This is a genomic window from Pseudoalteromonas sp. S8-8, from assembly GCF_000497875.1.
GTDB classification, from domain to species: domain Bacteria; phylum Pseudomonadota; class Gammaproteobacteria; order Enterobacterales; family Alteromonadaceae; genus Pseudoalteromonas; species Pseudoalteromonas arctica.
Genome location: NZ_AUTR01000031.1, coordinates 1 through 18132 on the forward strand (window position 1 = coordinate 1; position 18132 = coordinate 18132).

The 18132-nt window shown below is 41.1% G+C and carries 15 protein-coding genes; 5 read left to right on the top strand and 10 right to left on the bottom strand.

The features are described 5' to 3' along the window. Positions 1-338: 338 nt before the first annotated feature. From L659_RS0109080 to lrp, 8 genes are all read right to left on the bottom strand, one after another. Positions 339-1463 (bottom strand): IS91 family transposase, encoded by a 1125-nt coding sequence (locus L659_RS0109080; protein ID WP_024590281.1) that lies wholly within the window; start codon positions 1461-1463, stop codon positions 339-341. A 1-nt stretch (position 1464) separates the two neighbouring features. Further along, complete coding sequence (locus L659_RS0109085) at positions 1465-2304, bottom strand: tyrosine-type recombinase/integrase (RefSeq protein ID WP_010552625.1); 840 nt, start codon at positions 2302-2304, stop codon at positions 1465-1467. Between the two features lie 701 nt (positions 2305-3005). Then, a complete protein-coding gene (gene serS / locus L659_RS0109090; protein WP_002962971.1) occupies positions 3006-4310 on the bottom strand; it encodes a serine--tRNA ligase in 1305 nt (434 codons plus the stop codon). Positions 4311-4319: 9 nt separating this feature from the next. Continuing rightward, positions 4320-4700: a fluoride efflux transporter CrcB gene (crcB, locus tag L659_RS0109095; protein ID WP_024590323.1), complete on the bottom strand. Its 381-nt coding sequence runs from the start codon at positions 4698-4700 to the stop codon at positions 4320-4322. After that, positions 4693-6036, bottom strand: coding sequence for a replication-associated recombination protein A (locus L659_RS0109100; protein ID WP_024590324.1), 1344 nt, complete (start codon positions 6034-6036; stop codon positions 4693-4695). Before L659_RS0109100 ends, crcB begins: the two co-directional genes overlap by 8 nt. Beyond that, entirely contained in the window at positions 6029-6661 is a 633-nt protein-coding gene (gene lolA / locus L659_RS0109105) for an outer membrane lipoprotein chaperone LolA (RefSeq protein ID WP_024590325.1), read from the bottom strand. The genes L659_RS0109100 and lolA overlap by 8 nt, the downstream gene beginning before the upstream one ends. Beyond that, entirely contained in the window at positions 6661-9156 is a 2496-nt protein-coding gene (locus L659_RS0109110; RefSeq protein WP_024590326.1) for a DNA translocase FtsK, read from the bottom strand. Before L659_RS0109110 ends, lolA begins: the two co-directional genes overlap by 1 nt. Before the next feature lie 173 nt (positions 9157-9329). Next, entirely contained in the window at positions 9330-9809 is a 480-nt protein-coding gene (lrp, locus tag L659_RS0109115) for a leucine-responsive transcriptional regulator Lrp (RefSeq protein WP_007582985.1), read from the bottom strand. A gap of 142 nt (positions 9810-9951) precedes the next feature. On the opposite strand from lrp, the gene ald reads away from it, so the two are divergent. After that, positions 9952-11073 (top strand): alanine dehydrogenase, encoded by a 1122-nt coding sequence (gene ald / locus L659_RS0109120; protein WP_010552621.1) that lies wholly within the window; start codon positions 9952-9954, stop codon positions 11071-11073. Positions 11074-11206: 133 nt separating this feature from the next. Here the strand turns inward: ald and pssA are convergent, their stop codons facing one another. Next, positions 11207-12532: a CDP-diacylglycerol--serine O-phosphatidyltransferase gene (gene pssA / locus L659_RS0109125; protein WP_024590327.1), complete on the bottom strand. Its 1326-nt coding sequence runs from the start codon at positions 12530-12532 to the stop codon at positions 11207-11209. A 287-nt stretch (positions 12533-12819) separates the two neighbouring features. Between pssA and trxB the strand changes: the two genes are divergently transcribed. The 4 genes from trxB to infA all read left to right on the top strand — a co-directional run bounded on the left by trxB (position 12820) and on the right by infA (position 15590). Further along, entirely contained in the window at positions 12820-13770 is a 951-nt protein-coding gene (trxB, locus tag L659_RS0109130; protein ID WP_024590328.1) for a thioredoxin-disulfide reductase, read from the top strand. A gap of 97 nt (positions 13771-13867) precedes the next feature. Further along, positions 13868-14584 (top strand): leucyl/phenylalanyl-tRNA--protein transferase, encoded by a 717-nt coding sequence (aat, locus tag L659_RS0109135; RefSeq protein ID WP_024590329.1) that lies wholly within the window; start codon positions 13868-13870, stop codon positions 14582-14584. Next, complete coding sequence (locus L659_RS0109140) at positions 14577-15281, top strand: arginyltransferase (protein WP_010552618.1); 705 nt, start codon at positions 14577-14579, stop codon at positions 15279-15281. The genes aat and L659_RS0109140 overlap by 8 nt, the downstream gene beginning before the upstream one ends. Before the next feature lie 90 nt (positions 15282-15371). After that, complete coding sequence (gene infA, locus L659_RS0109145) at positions 15372-15590, top strand: translation initiation factor IF-1 (RefSeq protein WP_002962494.1); 219 nt, start codon at positions 15372-15374, stop codon at positions 15588-15590. Positions 15591-15803: 213 nt separating this feature from the next. Here infA and clpA read toward each other — a convergent pair whose 3' ends face one another. Beyond that, positions 15804-18065, bottom strand: a complete 2262-nt coding sequence (gene clpA, locus L659_RS0109155; RefSeq protein ID WP_024590330.1) for an ATP-dependent Clp protease ATP-binding subunit ClpA — start codon at positions 18063-18065, stop codon at positions 15804-15806. Positions 18066-18132: the final 67 nt, after the last annotated feature.

The following is an 18132-nucleotide window of genomic DNA, read 5'->3' on the forward strand; positions in this document are numbered from 1 at the left end:
TAACGTCTTAGTATTTATACGTTACGTTGTTTGTATCGTATAAATACCTTGTTGAACGAAGCATGCTCCTCACTCAACGTTTTTATTGGTATGTTTAATGCTATAGGAATTCTCTTTTTTAGGGAAGTTGTCGATTGCAGTTTTATTGGACACCCTTTTACTACTAAACGGGTTAATTACTGTTTATTAATTACATTTCTACGTTCTTTTATATCGTTTCTGCCTGCTTATTGTCTTCTGTCATCCTTTTTATTTATTTTAGGCAACACCGCATTTAAGCTGATCTTCTGTCACACCAACTTATTTAACGAATTGTTTTTAAGTGTTCGACTTACTACTCAACCACTATTCATTATTATGCCTCCCGTCGCTAGGCCGTCTATTTTTGCATCCTTTATACAGAGGCTTTTCATTATCAACTGCCCTTGCTTACATGATGGGCACGGCCAATTAACTCTCATCGCACCTGTTGTATCTGACTTTCCCTTATTTTTAGTCTCATGCTTGTCTGTTTGTGCGCTGATAATACCCCGTTTCTTTGCTCTACACGCACTGGCTAAAAACCCGTAGTGCCGTATTCGCATAAACCCACTTGGGAGCACATGCAGTAAATAGCGCCTAATAAATTCTATGCCTGTTAATGTCATTCGCTTTATTTTGCTGTCTCGGTAGTCTTTATAACTAAACGTGACATCATCTTTTGTTACTTGCTTAAGCCGTCCTTCATGCAACATGCCTTTACGTGTGTAGCGTCCAAGGTATTTCAACACCGTTTTCGCTTCGGTCAAATTCACTTTGCTGTGTACACACCATGATTTTGTCATTAACAATTCGTTTTGAGGTATCGTTAGTTTATGCGCCCTAATGGCTGCTAGCATTTTTGCTCTAAACACGGTTGCTAAGGCTTTTACTGCAAATAAATACGGCTTTTTAACACCCCGCCACTCACCTGACGATGTTAATACGCCACCTGGAATTAAACAGTGCAAATGAATATGTTGAGCAAGGCTTTGCCCCCATGTATGTAAGACCGCAGTCATTCCTAACGTGCCTTGTAGCTGTTTTTTACGCTGCGCAAACTGACTAAGGGTTTGCCATACAGCATGAAATAAACAGCTGTAAATCTCACGCGGATATTGCCTTGCTAATCCATTTAGTTCATGAGGGAGTGTAAATACCAGATGAAAATAAGGCGCATTGATGACATCCTTACTTTGTTGTTCACTCCATTGATCGCTAACATGCCCTTGGCACTGCGGACAGTGTCTATCTCTGCATGCGCAGTACACCGTTTTATTATGATCGCAGCGATCACACTGCCATTGCTGAGCGCCTAACTTTACGGTTCGACAGTCCTGTATATGCTGACACACTCGCTGTTGTTGATAGGTTAATGCATGGACTTTTTTATAGTGACTGAGGTGTTGCGCTAAGACATCCGCGACATGATGCATTGTTGCCATCTTAATCCTCCTCCCACGCAGCCATTAAATCATGGCTACTATGTGCCATCTCTGGCAACCAATGCAAATAACGCTCTGTCGTACGAATACTCGTATGTCCGAGCTGTTTTTGTAACTGATGAAGCGGCATACCAGCTTCAATTTGATGTGTAGCATAAGCATGGCGCAAGCTATGCGCGGATACATTTTTTGTAATTTCAGCACGCGTTACCGCACGTTTTAATCCACGACTAAACGTTTTTGCATCAATCGCTTTTTCTTTATCCCAGTTGGTACAAAACAGTATACTGCCAAGGGAAAAGCCTGCTATGTAAGCGTTTAACCGCCTTGCTGCACTTTTAGGTAATATGACACGACGGTCTTTATTGCCTTTTCCTGCTCTAACCCATAGGCAGTCTTGGCTAAATTCAATATCAACAACCCGTAAATTCAGTAATTCACTTATTCTGAGCCCACACCCATAGCAAATACAAAGCATGACTTTTTGCTGTGCAGATGCCATATTTAAGAACAGACGATGAACCTCATCTCGTGTTAATAATATCGGTATTGTGTGTGCCTTTTTAGGCAATACGATATCAATGCTGAATGAGCGCTGTAGTACATATTTATATAAAAAATTAACGGCATTGAGTTTTACTGCAATCGTTGCACGCGACAAGTGCTGTGTTAGATTTACATACCTAAAATACGCCTCAAGCTCTTCCTTATTAATTAAGTCAGGCGATTTATCGTAGTAATTAGCTAACTGAGCAAGTGCATTTATATAAGATTCTTCGGTACGTGGTGAGTAGCCTCTTAAACGGATCTCGTCTATGACGCGTTGTCTTAATGGGGTCATTGGTTTTCTCCGGTGAATAGGGGGAAGTCCCAATGACAAGTGTGGCAATTATGCTGGAGGTTGCTAGCTCCGCGTAGCGGCTTTGTTCAACAGCTTATTGAACACCACTTTGGGGGTTTATAACACCCCAAAACGGCGTATATTACATGGCTCAATAATTCCACTAAATAACTCTAATGTAAACAAGTAATTACGTATGTTATAAAATGCTCGCTGTTAAAATACACCAAAACGACTTTTAATAATGTTATTGGACAAAACACTGTTCACACACAGTGTATTTGAAAGTTGAATATTATTTATGAAATCTCTCTTTCTAACCACGATTAAAGGCCATATGTATAGCAATAACTATTGTTACAAACTACACAAAGAGCATTATTGAAGCTTATCTTTTTTGGTTAACTGCCTATATCTGCTTTAACAATATGCAACACGTACTGGCTCTATGGGAGATACTCAAGTGAAGTTATGTTTAAATCATTTAGTAAACTCGTAAAATGTAGCGCTAGAAACTGATAAAAAAGAAAGGTGCATATTTTTGTTAAAGAACTATAACGCGCTAAAGCACGTCCTACATATTAACTGAACCTTATTACCTTTAACCTAAAACAAAAAAGCCGCTGTTCATTGCAAACAGCGGCTTTCGTCTTAAGACTTACAAGCTTAAAGCTTAAAGCTTGCTTAACTTAAACTTGATTTTATTGCTTACCAATTACTTCAAGTCCACCCATGTATGGGCGTAATACTTCTGGTACTACTACTGTGCCATCGGCTTGTTGGTAGTTTTCTAGTATGGCTACTAGTGTACGGCCAACGGCTAAGCCTGAACCATTTAGTGTATGTAGTAACTCTGGCTTTTTAACACCTTCACGACGAAAACGTGCTTGCATTCTACGCGCCTGAAAGTCAGCCATGTTTGAACATGATGAAATTTCGCGGTATGTATCTTGCGCAGGTAACCATACTTCTAAATCGTATGTTTTAGCTGAGCCAAAGCCCATGTCGCCCATACATAAAATTACTTTACGGTACGGAAGTTCTAATGCTTGTAGTATTTGCTCTGCGTGACCTGTTAACTCTTCAAGCGTTGCCATTGAGTCTTCTGGTTTTACAAGTTGTACAAGTTCAACTTTATCAAACTGATGCTGACGAATTAAGCCACGTGTATCGCGACCATAGCTGCCTGCTTCACTTCTGAAACACGGAGTGTGGGCAACTAAGCGAATTGGTAAATCGCTTTCATCGTAAATTTCGTCGCGTGCGCTGTTTGTAAGCGGTACTTCAGCTGTAGGAATTAAGCTAAAGCCGGCTTGTTGTTCGCCGTCGTCATTTACAAGGCCTAATGTGTGGAACAAATCGCCTGCAAATTTAGGTAGTTGGCTCGTGCCGTAAAGGCTTGCGCTATTTACTAGGTACGGTACATACATTTCTGTGTAGCCGTTTTTATCAGCGTGTGTATCTAGCATAAATTGCGTGAGTGCACGGTGCATACGCGCAACTTGGCCGCGCATTACGGTAAAGCGTGCGCCACTAATTTTAACGCCCATTTCAAAGTCTAAACCGTTTAGGTCTTGGCCTACATCTACGTGGTCTTTAACTTCAAAATCAAACTTTTTAGGTGTGCCCCACGTTAAAATTTCAACGTTGTCGTCTTCGTCTTTACCTGCGGGTACCGACTCGTCTGGCAAGTTTGGAATTGCTAAAGCAATGTCGTTAATTGCGGCTAATACTTCATCTTGCTCTGTTTTAGCGGCGTCTAGCTCACTGCCTAAGTTAGCCACTGCATCAAGTAGTGGCTGTGCGTCTTCGCCTTTAGCTTTGGCTTGACCAATTGCTTTTGCGCTTGCATTACGTTGACTTTGAAGTTCTTGCGTTTTTACTTGTAATGTTTTGCGTTTTTCTTCAAGTGCCGTTACCGTCGCGACATCGAGTTCGTAACCGCGCGCCGCTAAACGTGCTGCAGTTTGTTCGATGTCTTGACGTAAAAATTTAGAATCTAACATGTTAGTTTTTTAACCTTTTTGCATTACTAGCTGAAGGCCCAGCCAAGCCATAAAAATACACACCATCACGTTTAGGATGATATTGAGGGCCATTTTAATAAAGTGACCTTGTTGTAATAACAACAACGAGTCCATTGAGAATGTTGAAAAGGTGGTTAATGCACCTAAAAAGCCAATACCGATAAGAGTTTTGACGGGGCTGGCGGTGATAATTTCTTTATCTATCAAACCGTACAAAATGCCCATTAACAATGAACCCAGAATATTAACCGTCAACGTGCCAAAAGGGAATCCCCTACCGAGGAGTTTTAGCATGCTTTCGCTAATAAAAAACCGTAAACACGCACCTGAGGCTCCGCCAAGGGCGATCATCATATAAAGTTTAATCATTTTCGTACCGTTTAAGTGGGCTTTGCGCATCGCGCTCTTTTAGGTAATCGAGTTTTTGTTTGATTTTTTGTTCAAGTCCGCGTTCGCTCGGTAGGTAATATTCTTTGCCATCCATTTCAGGTGGTAAATATTTTTCACCTGCGGCAAACGCACCTTCTTCATTATGCGCATAACGGTACTCAGCGCCATACCCTAAGTCTTTCATTAAATTAGTTGGGGCATTACGTAAATGCTCTGGTACGGGGTAACTTGGCTCGTTTTGAGCGTCTGCTTTGGCTTGATTAAACGCCATATACACTGCATTACTTTTGGGTGCGCTGGCTAAATACAATGTGGCTTGTGCAATTGCACGCTCACCTTCGCCTGGGCCTACTCGCTGAAATATATCCCATGCATTTAAGGCCACTTCCATCGCACGCGGATCGGCGTTACCAATGTCTTCTGTTGCAATGGCAAGTAAACGCCTTGCTACATACAAAGGGTCGCCGCCACCGGCTAAAATTCGGCAATACCAATACAGTGCACCATCGGGAGAGCTACCACGTACTGATTTATGAAAGGCTGATATTAAATCGTAAAATTCATCGCCGCCTTTATCGTATTTGGCTAAATGCGTTGGTAACACTTGGCTAAGTACGTGCTCGTCTACGTTGTATTGACCGTTTTGCTCGGTTGTTAAATCAACCGCTTGTTCTAGTAAATTAAGTACTTTACGCGCATCGCCGCCACTTGCTTGGCACAGTGCCTTTTTAGCGTTGTCGGCAATAGTGATATGTTTTTGGATTAGCTGCTCGTCTTGTTTAAGTGCACGTTCTATTACGGTGTATAAGTCGGTATCGGCAAGCGATTTTAAAACATACACACGTGCACGCGACAATATAGCGTTGTTAAGGGCAAACGATGGGTTTTCGGTGGTTGCACCTACAAATATAAAGGTGCCGTCTTCTATGTGCGGTAAAAACGCATCTTGTTGGGATTTATTAAAGCGATGAACCTCGTCAACAAACATAAGGGTGCGTTGGCCACGGCTTTCTAGGTTATCGCGCGCTTGCGTTACGCTGTCACGTATATCTTTTACGCCTGCGGTTACTGCCGACATTTGAATAAGTGAGGCATCAGCATGGTTGGCAATTATTTGCGCAAGTGTTGTTTTACCTACACCCGGCGGGCCCCATAAAATTAAACTATGGCATCGCCCCGCGACAATGGCTTGATGCAGTGGTTTATCAGCACTTAATAAGTGTTGCTGACCAATGTACTCGTCAAGCGTTGTGGGGCGCATACGCGCAGCAAGTGGCCGTACATCGGGCCCAAAATTAAATCCTAAATTACTCACCGTTACTCTGATCGTCTATTTCAACACCTTCAGGAGGCGTAAATTCAAAAGTGCTTTTATCAAGCGGCGTATTAACTTGGGCATTGTTAAACGTAAATGACGATAGCTGCCCTGAGTTGTCGGTAACGACTAGTTTAGCAAGGCCTTGCTCTTTACCCGCACCTGAAAACGCTATATCAAGTTGTTCTACTTGGCTTTCTACGCCTTTATTTGGCGTTACACTAAAGCCTGTATTTGTTGCAAGTACGCTGTATTTTTCCCATTGTGCTGGGTCTTTTGATGTAAGCAGCACAAACGGAGTTGAATCGATTAGGCTGCTGGTTTTCATAATAGTTACTTGCTCAGCAAAGCTGTCGAAGTAATAGGTTTTATCGCCGTTTGATACAAATAATGTATCGTCTGGGTTTGTTTGCTGCCAGCGAATCATCATAGGCTGTTGAAGCGCTATTGTGCCCTCGCCTTGCATAACTGCTTGACCTTCTTTGTCTGTTACTTTTTGTGCAAACTGCGCTTTAAAACTTTTTAAAGTGGCAAGTCTGTCTTGTAATGCTTGGCTGTCGTCAGCAAAGCTTGGTGCGGCAAGTACGCTGCCTAACACTAATAATAAGGCGTTAAATTTTTTCATTAATTTGCTCCATTAGGTACTAATACATCGCGAGCGCCATTATGACCTGGTGAACTCACGATACCCGATGTTTCCATTTGTTCGACTAAACGTGCTGCGCGGTTATAGCCAACACGCAGTTTACGTTGCACTGACGATACCGATACCTTGCCGGTTTCAATTACAAACGACACGGCTTCGTCGTATAACGGATCGTTCTCTTCGTCTGCATTTTCGCTTGCTTCACCTGGCAATAAAATATCTTCACTGGCATCACCATTGAGTATTTCATCAACGTAATTTGGCTTAGCACGCGCTTTCCAATCGTTTACTACGGCGTGTACTTCATGGTCGTCTACAAACGCGCCATGTACACGCTCTGGTACGCTAGTACCTGGTGGTAAATAAAGCATATCGCCCATGCCCAGTAAGTTTTCTGCGCCTTGTTGGTCAAGTATGGTACGCGAGTCTATTTTGCTAGACACCTGAAACGCCATACGCGTTGGTATATTTGCTTTAATTAAACCGGTTATTACATCTACCGAAGGGCGCTGCGTTGCCAGTATTAAATGAATACCTGCCGCACGTGCTTTTTGGGCTATGCGGGCAATCAGCTCTTCTACTTTTTTACCAACAATCATCATCATGTCGGCAAATTCGTCTATTACTACAACAATACTTGGTAACTTACCAAGTTCTTCCGGGCCTTCTTTCATGCCATCGGTGTCTTTAAATAATGGGTCAAGAATTGGATAACCTGCTTCATTGGCTTCAAGCACTTTTTGGTTGTAACCTTTTAAGTTACGCACACCCAATGCTGACATTAATTTATAACGACGTTCCATCTCGCCCACACACCAACGCAGTGCGTTAGCGGCTTCTTTCATGTCGGTGACTACTTCACACAATAAATGCGGAATGCCTTCGTATACTGATAGCTCAAGCATTTTAGGGTCAATCATAATCATACGTACATCGTCAGGGCCCGATTTGTAAAGCAAGCTTACTATCATGACATTAACGCCCACTGATTTACCTGAACCAGTTGTACCGGCTACCAATAAATGTGGCATTTTACCTAAATCAGCACAGACAGGCTGACCGGCGATGTCTTTACCTAGCACCATGGTAAGTGGCGATGGATTTTGCTCGAATTTAGGTGCGTTTATTACTTCTGACAAACGTACTATTTCGCGGTGTTTATTAGGAAGCTCAATACCAACATATGTTTTACCCGGTATAACTTCTACAACACGCACACTAATTGCCGAAAGCGAACGGGCTAAATCTTTTGCTAAACCTGTAATTTTTGACACTTTAATACCTGGCGCTAAATCCAGCTCAAAGCGAGTAACAACAGGGCCTGGGTATACCGCTACAACTTTAGCTTGTACGTTAAAGTCGAGTAGTTTTGTCTCTACTAGGCGCGATACTGTATCGAGCTCTTCTTGCGAAATTGGGTTTTTAGCTTTGTCCGGTCTGTCGAGTAAATCGAGCGACGGTAATGGCCCCGGTGGTGGTTCTTGCGTTAATAATTGCTCAAACTTTTCTTTTGCCGTTGGTGGTGGTTGATATTGCGCTTTTGGTTTAGGCATTGGTCTTGCTGGCGATACAACTGTTGTAACTGGTTTTTCTGGCTCTACAACTGGGCTTTGGTCAAGCGCATTTAATGCAGCAGCCGTGTCCATTGGCTGATCGTCTATGGCGCTAAAGCCAATTTCTTGATCGAGTATGTCGTCAAGCTCGTCAAACGGCATAAACTCTTCACTAATTTGAGGCTCATTAAACGGTGTTTGCGGTTTATTAATTGCTTTTTGTTTCTCTGCTTTTTTAGCTGATGTAGGCAGCTCTATTTGCTCTTTTATATCGTCTTCAAAATGGGCGTCTACTTCATCGTAATTATTTGCTTTGCCCGCAGCGTGTTCTCGGTGCATCCAGCCTTTTGCGTACGATACAATAAAGCGGTAAAACCTAACCATTAAATCGCCAAGGTAATCTACAAAATCAACCCACGATACACCCGTTAATAAGGTAAGCCCGGCAAAAAAGAAACACAGCAATAATATAGATGTACCGGTAAAGTTAAACGCAGGCATCATGGCTGATGCAATAACATCGCCCACTACCCCACCAGAGGAAAAGTTATAAATATCGTCAAAATTGATACTACTAATAGCGGTAGCTGAGGTGATAAATAAAGCAAAACCAATAACACGCAGCGCTAAGGTGGTGTAATCAAGCTGTAAAATGCGGTGAGGTTGTTTAAATAGCAAGTAGCCAAATAGCTGGATGGCCGCTGGCACTAAGTAAGCCAACCAACCAAAGGTGAGTAATAAAATGTCGGCTATCCATGCACCGGCTGCTCCTGTGATGTTGCTTACTTCGCTAAAACTAGTTTGCGACCATGCAGCATCTGCTGGATCAAAGCTGATCAAGGCACATAAAATAAATATTGCCGTAAAGGTGCTGATAATCAGCCCTGTTTCTAATAGTCTTTGCACACCGTTTAGGCGCATAGTTCCCTATTCCTCTTTATTATTCTATTTTTATTCACACTTACTTAGCAGTGAAATACCTTAGCAGGAAATGCAATTTGTTGCACTTTATCTTAACCTTGATGGCCTGATTATGAACAAGTTTTTATAATTTGAGCTTATATAAGCAAATGACGCAGCTAATATAAATAACCTTAAGTAATATAAGGACGAATAATTACGCCTTCTTCACCTTTTACTTCTTCCATTACTACATAAGTTCGGCTTTCACTAACGTTAGGCAATTTTAATAATATGTCACCTAATACACCACGGTATTCTGACATATCATTTACGCGCGTTTTAAGTAAAAAATCAAAATTACCCGATACTAAATGACATTCGATAATTTCTTCGTGCTTTTTAACGGCCGCACTAAACTCATCAAATACGTCGGGAGATGTTTTAGTAATTGTTACTTCTACATACACCGATAAACCTTGCCCAAGCTTAGCTGGATCGACCACTGCTTTATAGCCAAGTATGTAGCCTTCTCGTTCTAGCTTTTTCACTCGCTCCAGACAGGGCGTGGCGCTTAGGCCAACTCGTCTGGCCAGTTCAACATTTGAAAGGCGTCCATCGTGCTGTAATTCCATTAAAATTTTACGGTCAATTCTATCTAATAACTGATGCATAGTGCCAACTAGTTTTTTATGCTGTTTATTTTTGTTATATAGATGATAACACTAGATTTGACTTTAAAAAAGGTGAGACACACGGGCTTATGATGAATATAATAGTGAAAAATGTTAATCCGTTCTTAATAAGGCAAATGATATGATTATTGGTGTTCCTAAAGAAATTAAAAACCATGAATACCGTGTAGGTATGGTTCCTGCGAGTGTTCGTGAATTAGTAAACCACGGTCATCAAGTGATTGTAGAAACTGATGCAGGCATGGGTATTGGTTTTACTAACGAAGATTACACGCTAGCGGGTGCTGAAATTTTAGCAACTGCTGCTGACGTTTTCGCTAAAGCAGACATGATTGTAAAAGTAAAAGAGCCACAAGCTGTTGAACGTGCAATGCTACGTGAAGACCAAATTCTTTTCACTTACTTACACCTTGCACCTGATCTTCCACAAACTGAAGACCTTGTAAAAAGCAAAGCTATTTGTATTGCATACGAAACTGTAACTGACTCTCGCGGTGGTTTACCGCTTCTTGCTCCTATGAGCGAAGTTGCTGGTCGTATGTCTATTCAAGCTGGTGCACAAGCGCTAGAAAAATCTAACCACGGTCGTGGCATGCTACTAGGTGGCGTACCAGGCGTTGAAGCAGCTAAAGTTGTTATCATTGGCGGCGGCATGGTTGGTCGTAGTGCAGCCCAAATGGCTGTTGGTCTTGGTGCTGAAGTTGTCGTTCTTGACCGTAACATCGACGTATTACGTGCACTAGACGCGCAATTTGGTAATAAAGTTAAAGCTATTTACTCAACTGCTGATGCTCTAGAAAAACACGTACTAGAAGCTGATTTAGTAATTGGTGGCGTACTAATCCCAGGTGCAGCTGCACCTAAACTAGTAACTGCTGAGCACATTAAAGCAATGAAACCTGGTTCTGCAATTGTTGACGTTGCAATCGACCAAGGTGGCTGTATTGCTACTTCTAAAGCAACGACGCATGCTGATCCTACTTTCATCGTTGATGAAGTTGTTCACTACTGTGTTGCTAACATGCCAGGTGCTGTTCCACGCACATCTACGTTTGCACTTAACAATGCAACGTTGCCTTTCATCATTAACCTTGCAAACAAAGGTTATAAAAAGGCGTTACTAGATGACGCTCACTTCTTAAAAGGCTTAAACGTAATTAAAGGCCAAGTAACTTACAAAGAAGTAGCAGAAGCGTTCAACATGGAATATGTTGACCCACGCACAGCGGTAGAAAACGCATAATTTAGCGTTTTGTGGTTAGGTTGGTATTAAATAATGTAGCTACCTAACTACAACCCATAAAAAAAGCAGCTAATTAGCTGCTTTTTTTGTATTTAAATTTCAGATTTATATAAGCTTATTTAGATAAACTGGTTTAGATAAAACGCTTAATTATAAAATCTACTTTTACGCGCTTAGCTTGGCCAAGTAGTTTTTTAACTGGCTGTGGGTAATCATCCATCGTTTCTAAATCATCTGGGCCTGTTAAACGTCGGCAGTGTTGTAAAATTTCCTGCTTTTCGTTATCAATAGCATCCATAATTGTTTGCTCTGGATCTTCTATTAAAATACCGTTTTCGATATCAAGACCCCATGCACGCGGATTTAAGTTATGCCCGCTCAGTAAATGTTTTGTTCTATCTGAACAAATACCTTTTAAATGAAACGAATTGCTTTCATCTTTCCACAGATACACATTTAAATTACCGTTATCGATATGGCGCTTTTGCGTTTTTACAAATTTATGCAAAATAGTTTCGTATAAATAAGGTAATGCCCCTATTTTACTAAACGGCTCGCTTGGCGGTAAATAAAAGTCATTTGCTGTTTTATCGCCTACAACAATAGTCACTTGCTTGCCTTGCTTTAATAATCGGCGCAGCGATCGCATAAGCGGTGCCGGAAAATTGAAGTATGGCGTATACAACACAAGCTCTTGCTCTGTTGTATCAAATAACGCTTTTATTAAACGATTTAACTCGTTATTGCGACGCCCGAGTCCTAAAAACAAGCGAATACCTAATGCTTGCGTATTTAGCTGCTCTGCTGCGTTATAACTTGCGACTTTTAAATCACGCATTAATTGCTTTTGATCAAGCTTAAAGTCGTGCAAACGCTTAAGCGGTCGCGTGTCTATACGTGGCACAGCGACTGATGAAAGTAGCTTTGTCTCAATAAAATCAACTACTGAGTCACACAGTTCGCTCTGCGTTATCAAAAAGTAACGATCGAGCCTGTAGCGCTCGTTGTATTGCAAGTACACGTTATTTAAGCTTGCGCCGCTGTAAAGTAAGGTGTCGTCAATTACAAAACCTTTTAAATGCAATACGCCAAATAATTCTTTAGCTTTTACAGGTACGCCATAAACTTGTACGTTCGATTTAAACTTTTCTAAATCGTCACAGTATAAACTTGCGTTACCGTCTGATTTATCAGCGCCAATTAATCCACGTTGCGCACGATGAAAATCCACCAGCACTTTTACCTCAAGTGCCGGGTTTGCCAATGACACACGATGCAGCGCTTCTAAAATTTCGCGACCTGCTTCGTCATCTTGTAAATACAACGCAGTAATATAAATTCGTTTTTTTGCGTTCGCTATCAAGCGTAGCAATTGCGTTCGGTAATCTTGCGCATTGGTTAAGACGTTAACGTCTTTTGAAGTCAACCCGAATGCGGGTTTTTCCTGCCAAAATAACATAGTTGCCTATTTGCTTAGGTCACATAATCTATCAGTGACAAATAAAATTAGGTAAAACATAACAAAAAAAATCAAAGGGGTCATGAAATAACGCTGTTTTGTTGCCTGTTAGTCTATTTATTGAGCTACTTAGGCATTTTAACTGTAAAAGCACATAACTCTAGTACACAATACTGCACAGCTTTTCGATTTGATAAAAAAAATAATCGCGGATTTTGTTTACATCTGCCTTGTTTTTCTTAGAATCGAGCGCATTAAAGACCGTATTAAACGTTTAGGAAAAAATAATGACTGAAGCAAAACATTGTAAGCTACTAATTTTAGGCTCTGGCCCAGCTGGTTATACTGCCGCAGTATATGCAGCACGTGCAAATTTAAACCCTGTTTTAATTACAGGCATTCAACAAGGTGGCCAATTAACAACCACAACTGAAGTTGAAAACTGGCCTGGTGATGCACACGGTTTAACAGGTCCTGCGTTAATGGATCGTATGAAAGAGCACGCTGAGCGCTTTGAAACTGAAATCATATTCGATCACATCAATAAAGTAGATGTATCTAAGCGCCCTTTCACACTAACTGGCGACCAAGGTACTTACACATGTGATGCATTAATCATTGCAACGGGTGCTTCTGCTAAATACTTGGGCCTAGAGTCTGAAACTAATTTCCAAGGCCGTGGTGTTTCGGCATGTGCTACGTGTGACGGCTTTTTCTATAAAGGTCAAAAAGTGGCGGTTGTTGGTGGTGGTAATACAGCGGTTGAAGAAGCGCTTTACTTATCTAACATTGCTGACGAAGTACATGTTATTCATCGTCGTGATAGTTTCCGCAGTGAAAAAATACTTGCTGAACGCCTTGCTGAAAAAGCAGCAAACGGTAACGTTGTAATGCATTACAACCGCACGCTTGACGAAGTATTAGGCGACCAAATGGGCGTAACCGGCGTTCGTATTAAAGATGCACACTCTGATGCAACTGAAGAGCTAGATTTAGCTGGCGTATTTATTGCCATTGGCCACAAGCCAAATACTGATATGTTTGTTGGCCAACTAGAAATGAAAGATGGCTACTTAGTTGTAGAGTCTGGTCTTCACGGCAACGCAACTCAAACAAGCGTAGAAGGCGTTTTTGCTGCAGGTGATGTGTCTGACCACATTTACCGTCAAGCAATCACATCTGCGGGTACAGGCTGTATGGCTGCCCTTGATGCTGAACGTTTTTTAGATAATTTATAAGCAATTAAATAAATTATTATAGGGCTGATTATTCAGCCCTTTTTTTATGCCTAAAATATAGTTACACTTTTACGATCAATTATAAAATAAGTACTGTATGAGAAATCAGCTATACCAATTAAGCAAAAACGATATAGCATTCCCCAATCCGGAATACGCATTAGAATCCCCTGATGGCTTGTTAGCAATTGGCGGAGATTTGAGTTTACCTCGCCTAAGTAATGCCTACAAAAGCGGAGTATTCCCTTGGTTTAGTGAAGATGAGCCTATTATGTGGTGGTCTCCCAGCGAGCGAGGCATTTTTGAGCTTAATGATTTTCATATAAGTAAGAGCCTGCGTAAACATTTAAAAAAGCACCCTGTAAGAGTAACCATTAATAATGCCTTTGAAGAGGTGATAGAAGCCTGTCGCGATCAACGCCTTGATACCGATGGCACCTGGATCACCTCTGACATGCTCGACGCTTACGTTAATGCACACAATGCTGGCATTGCACATAGTTTAGAGGTGTGGAGTAACGGAGAGCTTGCAGGTGGCTTATACGGCATTATGCAAAATGGTGTTTTTTGTGGCGAGTCGATGTTTCATCATCAAACCAATTGCTCTAAGCTTGCTATGTGGGCACTGGTAAATTGGCTTAAACGGCATAATGCACATTTTATTGACTGCCAGTTAGAAAACCCTTATTTAATGACCCTAGGTGCAAAAGTAATCCCCCGTTCCACATTTTTGACTAAACTAAAAGCTGCACATAACTATACTGTTAACCCTATTATGTGGGAGCCACAAGAACTTGACGCAATCTATGAATGAGCAACTTCCTGCACGTGTTGGTTTAACCCAAGAGTTTGACTGTAGTTATTTACCCAACAGACAAGAGCAACTTTTAGTTATTCTTGATCCCAGTTGCTACAGCACCGATAAATTTGAGTCATTATTAGGCTTGGGATTTCGTCGCAGTGGTAACCAAATATACCGTCCGCACTGCCCAATATGCAGCGCATGTAGTTCTGTACGTGTATTAGCACAAGACTTTATGCCCTCAAAATCGCAAAAACGTAAACTAAACAAAGCAAAAACACAGTTTGAGGTAAAATATTCAACGCAAGAGCGACCTGAATACTATCCACTTTATAGCAAGTACATAACGATGCGTCATCAGGATGGAAGTATGTATCCTCCTGAAAAAGAACAGTTTCAAAGTTTTTTGCTTTGTAGTTGGCTCAAGATCACATTTATTGAACTATGGCACCAAGATACTTTAGTCGCGGTTGCCGTAACTGATTGTATGAATAGCGCTATTTCTGCAATTTATACCTTTTTTGACCCCGACTTTGAACACTATAGTTTAGGCTCTGTGATGATATTAGAGCAGCTAAAGTTTGCAAAAGAGCAAAATAAGCAATACGTGTACTTAGGCTATCAAATTGATGAATGCGACAAAATGAAGTACAAAACTCAGTTTTTACCTGCTCAAAAACAGCTCAATGATGAGTGGGTGGCTATTTAATTTGCAAATATAGCCCCTGCGCCTTTACTTATTGGAGTATTTTGGGCAAAATCTGCAGCGTTTAACTATTAAAGAGGTGTTACGCTAAACATGGCGAAAGAAGACGTAATCGAAATGCAAGGGACAGTCCTTGATACTTTACCAAATACAATGTTCCGAGTTGAGCTAGAAAATGGTCACGTAGTTGTGGCTCATATTTCAGGCAAAATGCGCAAAAACTATATCCGTATTTTAACCGGCGATAAAGTAACGGTAGAAATGACTCCTTACGATTTATCAAAGGGTCGTATCGTATTCCGTGCTCGCTAAGTAAGTGCGTAAACGAGATTTAGTTTTTGGCTAGTGTTTTACTAGCTTTAAGCGTTTATTAAATGTAATTGATAGACATTGACTAGCAATTACATTTAATAAACAAAAAGCCCAGTTTTTGCTGGGTTTTTTGTTGCCTATAAAAAGGGCAAAAAAATGGCCCGCTATTATGTAGCGGGCCATTTTATTTAACTAGATTATTTAATTAACGTTTTACGCTGGTGTTAAATTACTCTCGTAATCAAAGCGAATCTTCTTGTCTTTAACTGATACTTTAACCGTACCGCCATCAACAAGTTCACCAAACAGTATTTCGTTAGCTAATTGCTTTTTAAGCTCTTCTTGAATAACACGTGCCATTGGACGTGCGCCCATCGCTTTGTCGTAACCTTTGTCAGCAAGCCATTCACGCGCTTTAGACGTCAGTTCAAGATTAACCGATTTTTTATCGAGCTGCGCTTGCAGTTCCACAATAAATTTATCAACCACCAGTAGAATAACTTCACGTTCAAGGTGATTAAACCAAATGATGTTATCTAAACGGTTTCTAAATTCGGGTGAAAATACTTTATTAATTGCACCCATTGCATCGTGCGTATGATCTTGCTCTGTAAAACCAATCGACTTACGCGTAGTTTCTTGAACGCCCGCATTGGTAGTCATTACAACCACTACATTTCTAAAGTCAGCTTTACGGCCATTATTATCGGTCAACGTACCGTGATCCATAACCTGTAGCAAAATGTTGTAAATGTCTGGATGCGCTTTTTCAATCTCATCTAAAAGTACAACAGCATGTGGGTTTTTAATAACCGCTTCTGTTAATAAACCACCTTGCTCAAAACCAACATACCCTGGTGGAGCACCAATTAATCGACTTATTGCATGGCGTTCTACATATTCCGACATATCAAAACGAATAAACTCAACACCCATACATTTAGCAAGTTGCTTAGTTACTTCTGTTTTACCCACACCGGTAGGCCCTGCAAACAAGAACGAACCTACTGGCTTTTCTTCGCTCGATAAACCAGAGCGAGATAAACGAATAGCTGATGTAAGTGCGTCAATAGATTGATCCTGCCCAAACACGAGCATTTTAAGGTTACGGTCTAAGTTTTTAAGCGTTTCTTTATCTGTCGACGAGACGCTTTGCGCTGGGATACGTGCCATTTTAGATATAATTAATTCTATATCTGCTACGCCAATGGTTTTTTTACGTTTAGAGCTAGGTTGCAGGCGCTGACTTGCACCGGCTTCATCAATTACATCAATGGCTTTATCTGGCAAGTGGCGCTCATTAATGTATTTAGCACTGAGTTCTGCAGCTGCTTTTAATGCTTTTTGAGTGTAACGAATGCCATGATGCTCTTCGTAACGCTCTTTTAAGCCGTTTAATATTTTAGTGGTATCGGCAATACTTGGCTCAAGTACATCAATTTTTTGAAAGCGACGTACTAATGCACGGTCTTTCTCAAAAATATTTTTATACTCGTTGTAAGTTGTTGAACCCATACAACGTAGCTTACCACTTGAAAGGAGTGGTTTAAGCAAGTTTGATGCGTCCATAACACCACCAGACGCCGCGCCGGCACCGATTATGGTATGTATTTCATCAATAAATAAAATAGAGCCTGGCTCAGCTTGCAGCTCTTTTAGTAAGCTTTTAAAGCGCTTTTCAAAGTCGCCACGGTATTTAGTACCCGCAAGCAATGCACCCATATCTAGCGAGTACACAACAGCATCTGCAATTACTTCTGGTACTTGCTTATTAACAATGCGATACGCTAAGCCTTCAGCAATTGCTGTTTTACCAACGCCCGCTTCACCAACAAGTAATGGGTTATTCTTTTTACGACGACACAATACTTGTACCGTGCGCTCTACTTCGCTGTCGCGTCCGATCAGTGGATCAATGTTACCTTCACGAGCTTGAACGTTTAAGTTAGTTGTAAAGCTGTCTAGCTTGCTTGCTTCTTCATTTTGAACTTCTTGCACTTCATCATGAATATCGTCGCTGTCGTTGCCTAATTCATCATCTGCTTTAGAAATACCATGCGAAATAAAGTTAACGATGTCTAAACGCGATACATCATGCTTTTTAAGTAAATATACAGCTTGGCTTTCTTGCTCAGAAAAAATAGCAACTAGCACATTCACGCCAGTGACTTCATTTTTACCTGACGATTGCACATGGAACACAGCGCGTTGTAATACACGTTGAAAGCCAAGTGTTGGCTGAGTTTCACGCTCTTCTTCTAAATCTGGAATGACGGGTGTTGTTTCGTCAATAAATTCTAATAATTCGGTTTTTAAACCAGAAATATTAACACCACACGCGTTTAGGGCTTCTCCTGCAGAAGGATTATCTAACAGCGCAAGTAAAAGGTGCTCTACGGTCATAAACTCATGACGGCGAGTGCGCGCTTCACGAAACGCGGCATTTAATGTGAGTTCTAAGTCTTTGTTTAGCATTGGCAACCCCTTACTGAGATAATAATTTATACCACAACAATCGGATGTTTGATCACCCTAATTGGTA

Bases quoted from the DNA above. Each gene is read 5' to 3' on its own strand.
- infA (WP_002962494.1), top strand. From the start codon at position 15,372: ATGGCGAAAGAAGACGTAATCGAAATGCAAGGGACAGTCCTTGATACT.
- serS (WP_002962971.1), bottom strand. From the start codon at position 4,310: ATGTTAGATTCTAAATTTTTACGTCAAGACATCGAACAAACTGCAGCA.
- lrp (WP_007582985.1), bottom strand. From the start codon at position 9,809: ATGCATCAGTTATTAGATAGAATTGACCGTAAAATTTTAATGGAATTA.
- lolA (WP_024590325.1), bottom strand. From the start codon at position 6,661: ATGAAAAAATTTAACGCCTTATTATTAGTGTTAGGCAGCGTACTTGCC.
- trxB (WP_024590328.1), top strand. From the start codon at position 12,820: ATGACTGAAGCAAAACATTGTAAGCTACTAATTTTAGGCTCTGGCCCA.
- L659_RS0109140 (WP_010552618.1), top strand. From the start codon at position 14,577: ATGAATGAGCAACTTCCTGCACGTGTTGGTTTAACCCAAGAGTTTGAC.
- crcB (WP_024590323.1), bottom strand. From the start codon at position 4,700: ATGATTAAACTTTATATGATGATCGCCCTTGGCGGAGCCTCAGGTGCG.
- L659_RS0109110 (WP_024590326.1), bottom strand. From the start codon at position 9,156: ATGCGCCTAAACGGTGTGCAAAGACTATTAGAAACAGGGCTGATTATC.
- pssA (WP_024590327.1), bottom strand. From the start codon at position 12,532: ATGTTATTTTGGCAGGAAAAACCCGCATTCGGGTTGACTTCAAAAGAC.
- clpA (WP_024590330.1), bottom strand. From the start codon at position 18,065: ATGCTAAACAAAGACTTAGAACTCACATTAAATGCCGCGTTTCGTGAA.
- L659_RS0109080 (WP_024590281.1), bottom strand. From the start codon at position 1,463: ATGGCAACAATGCATCATGTCGCGGATGTCTTAGCGCAACACCTCAGT.
- aat (WP_024590329.1), top strand. From the start codon at position 13,868: ATGAGAAATCAGCTATACCAATTAAGCAAAAACGATATAGCATTCCCC.
- ald (WP_010552621.1), top strand. From the start codon at position 9,952: ATGATTATTGGTGTTCCTAAAGAAATTAAAAACCATGAATACCGTGTA.
- L659_RS0109085 (WP_010552625.1), bottom strand. From the start codon at position 2,304: ATGACCCCATTAAGACAACGCGTCATAGACGAGATCCGTTTAAGAGGC.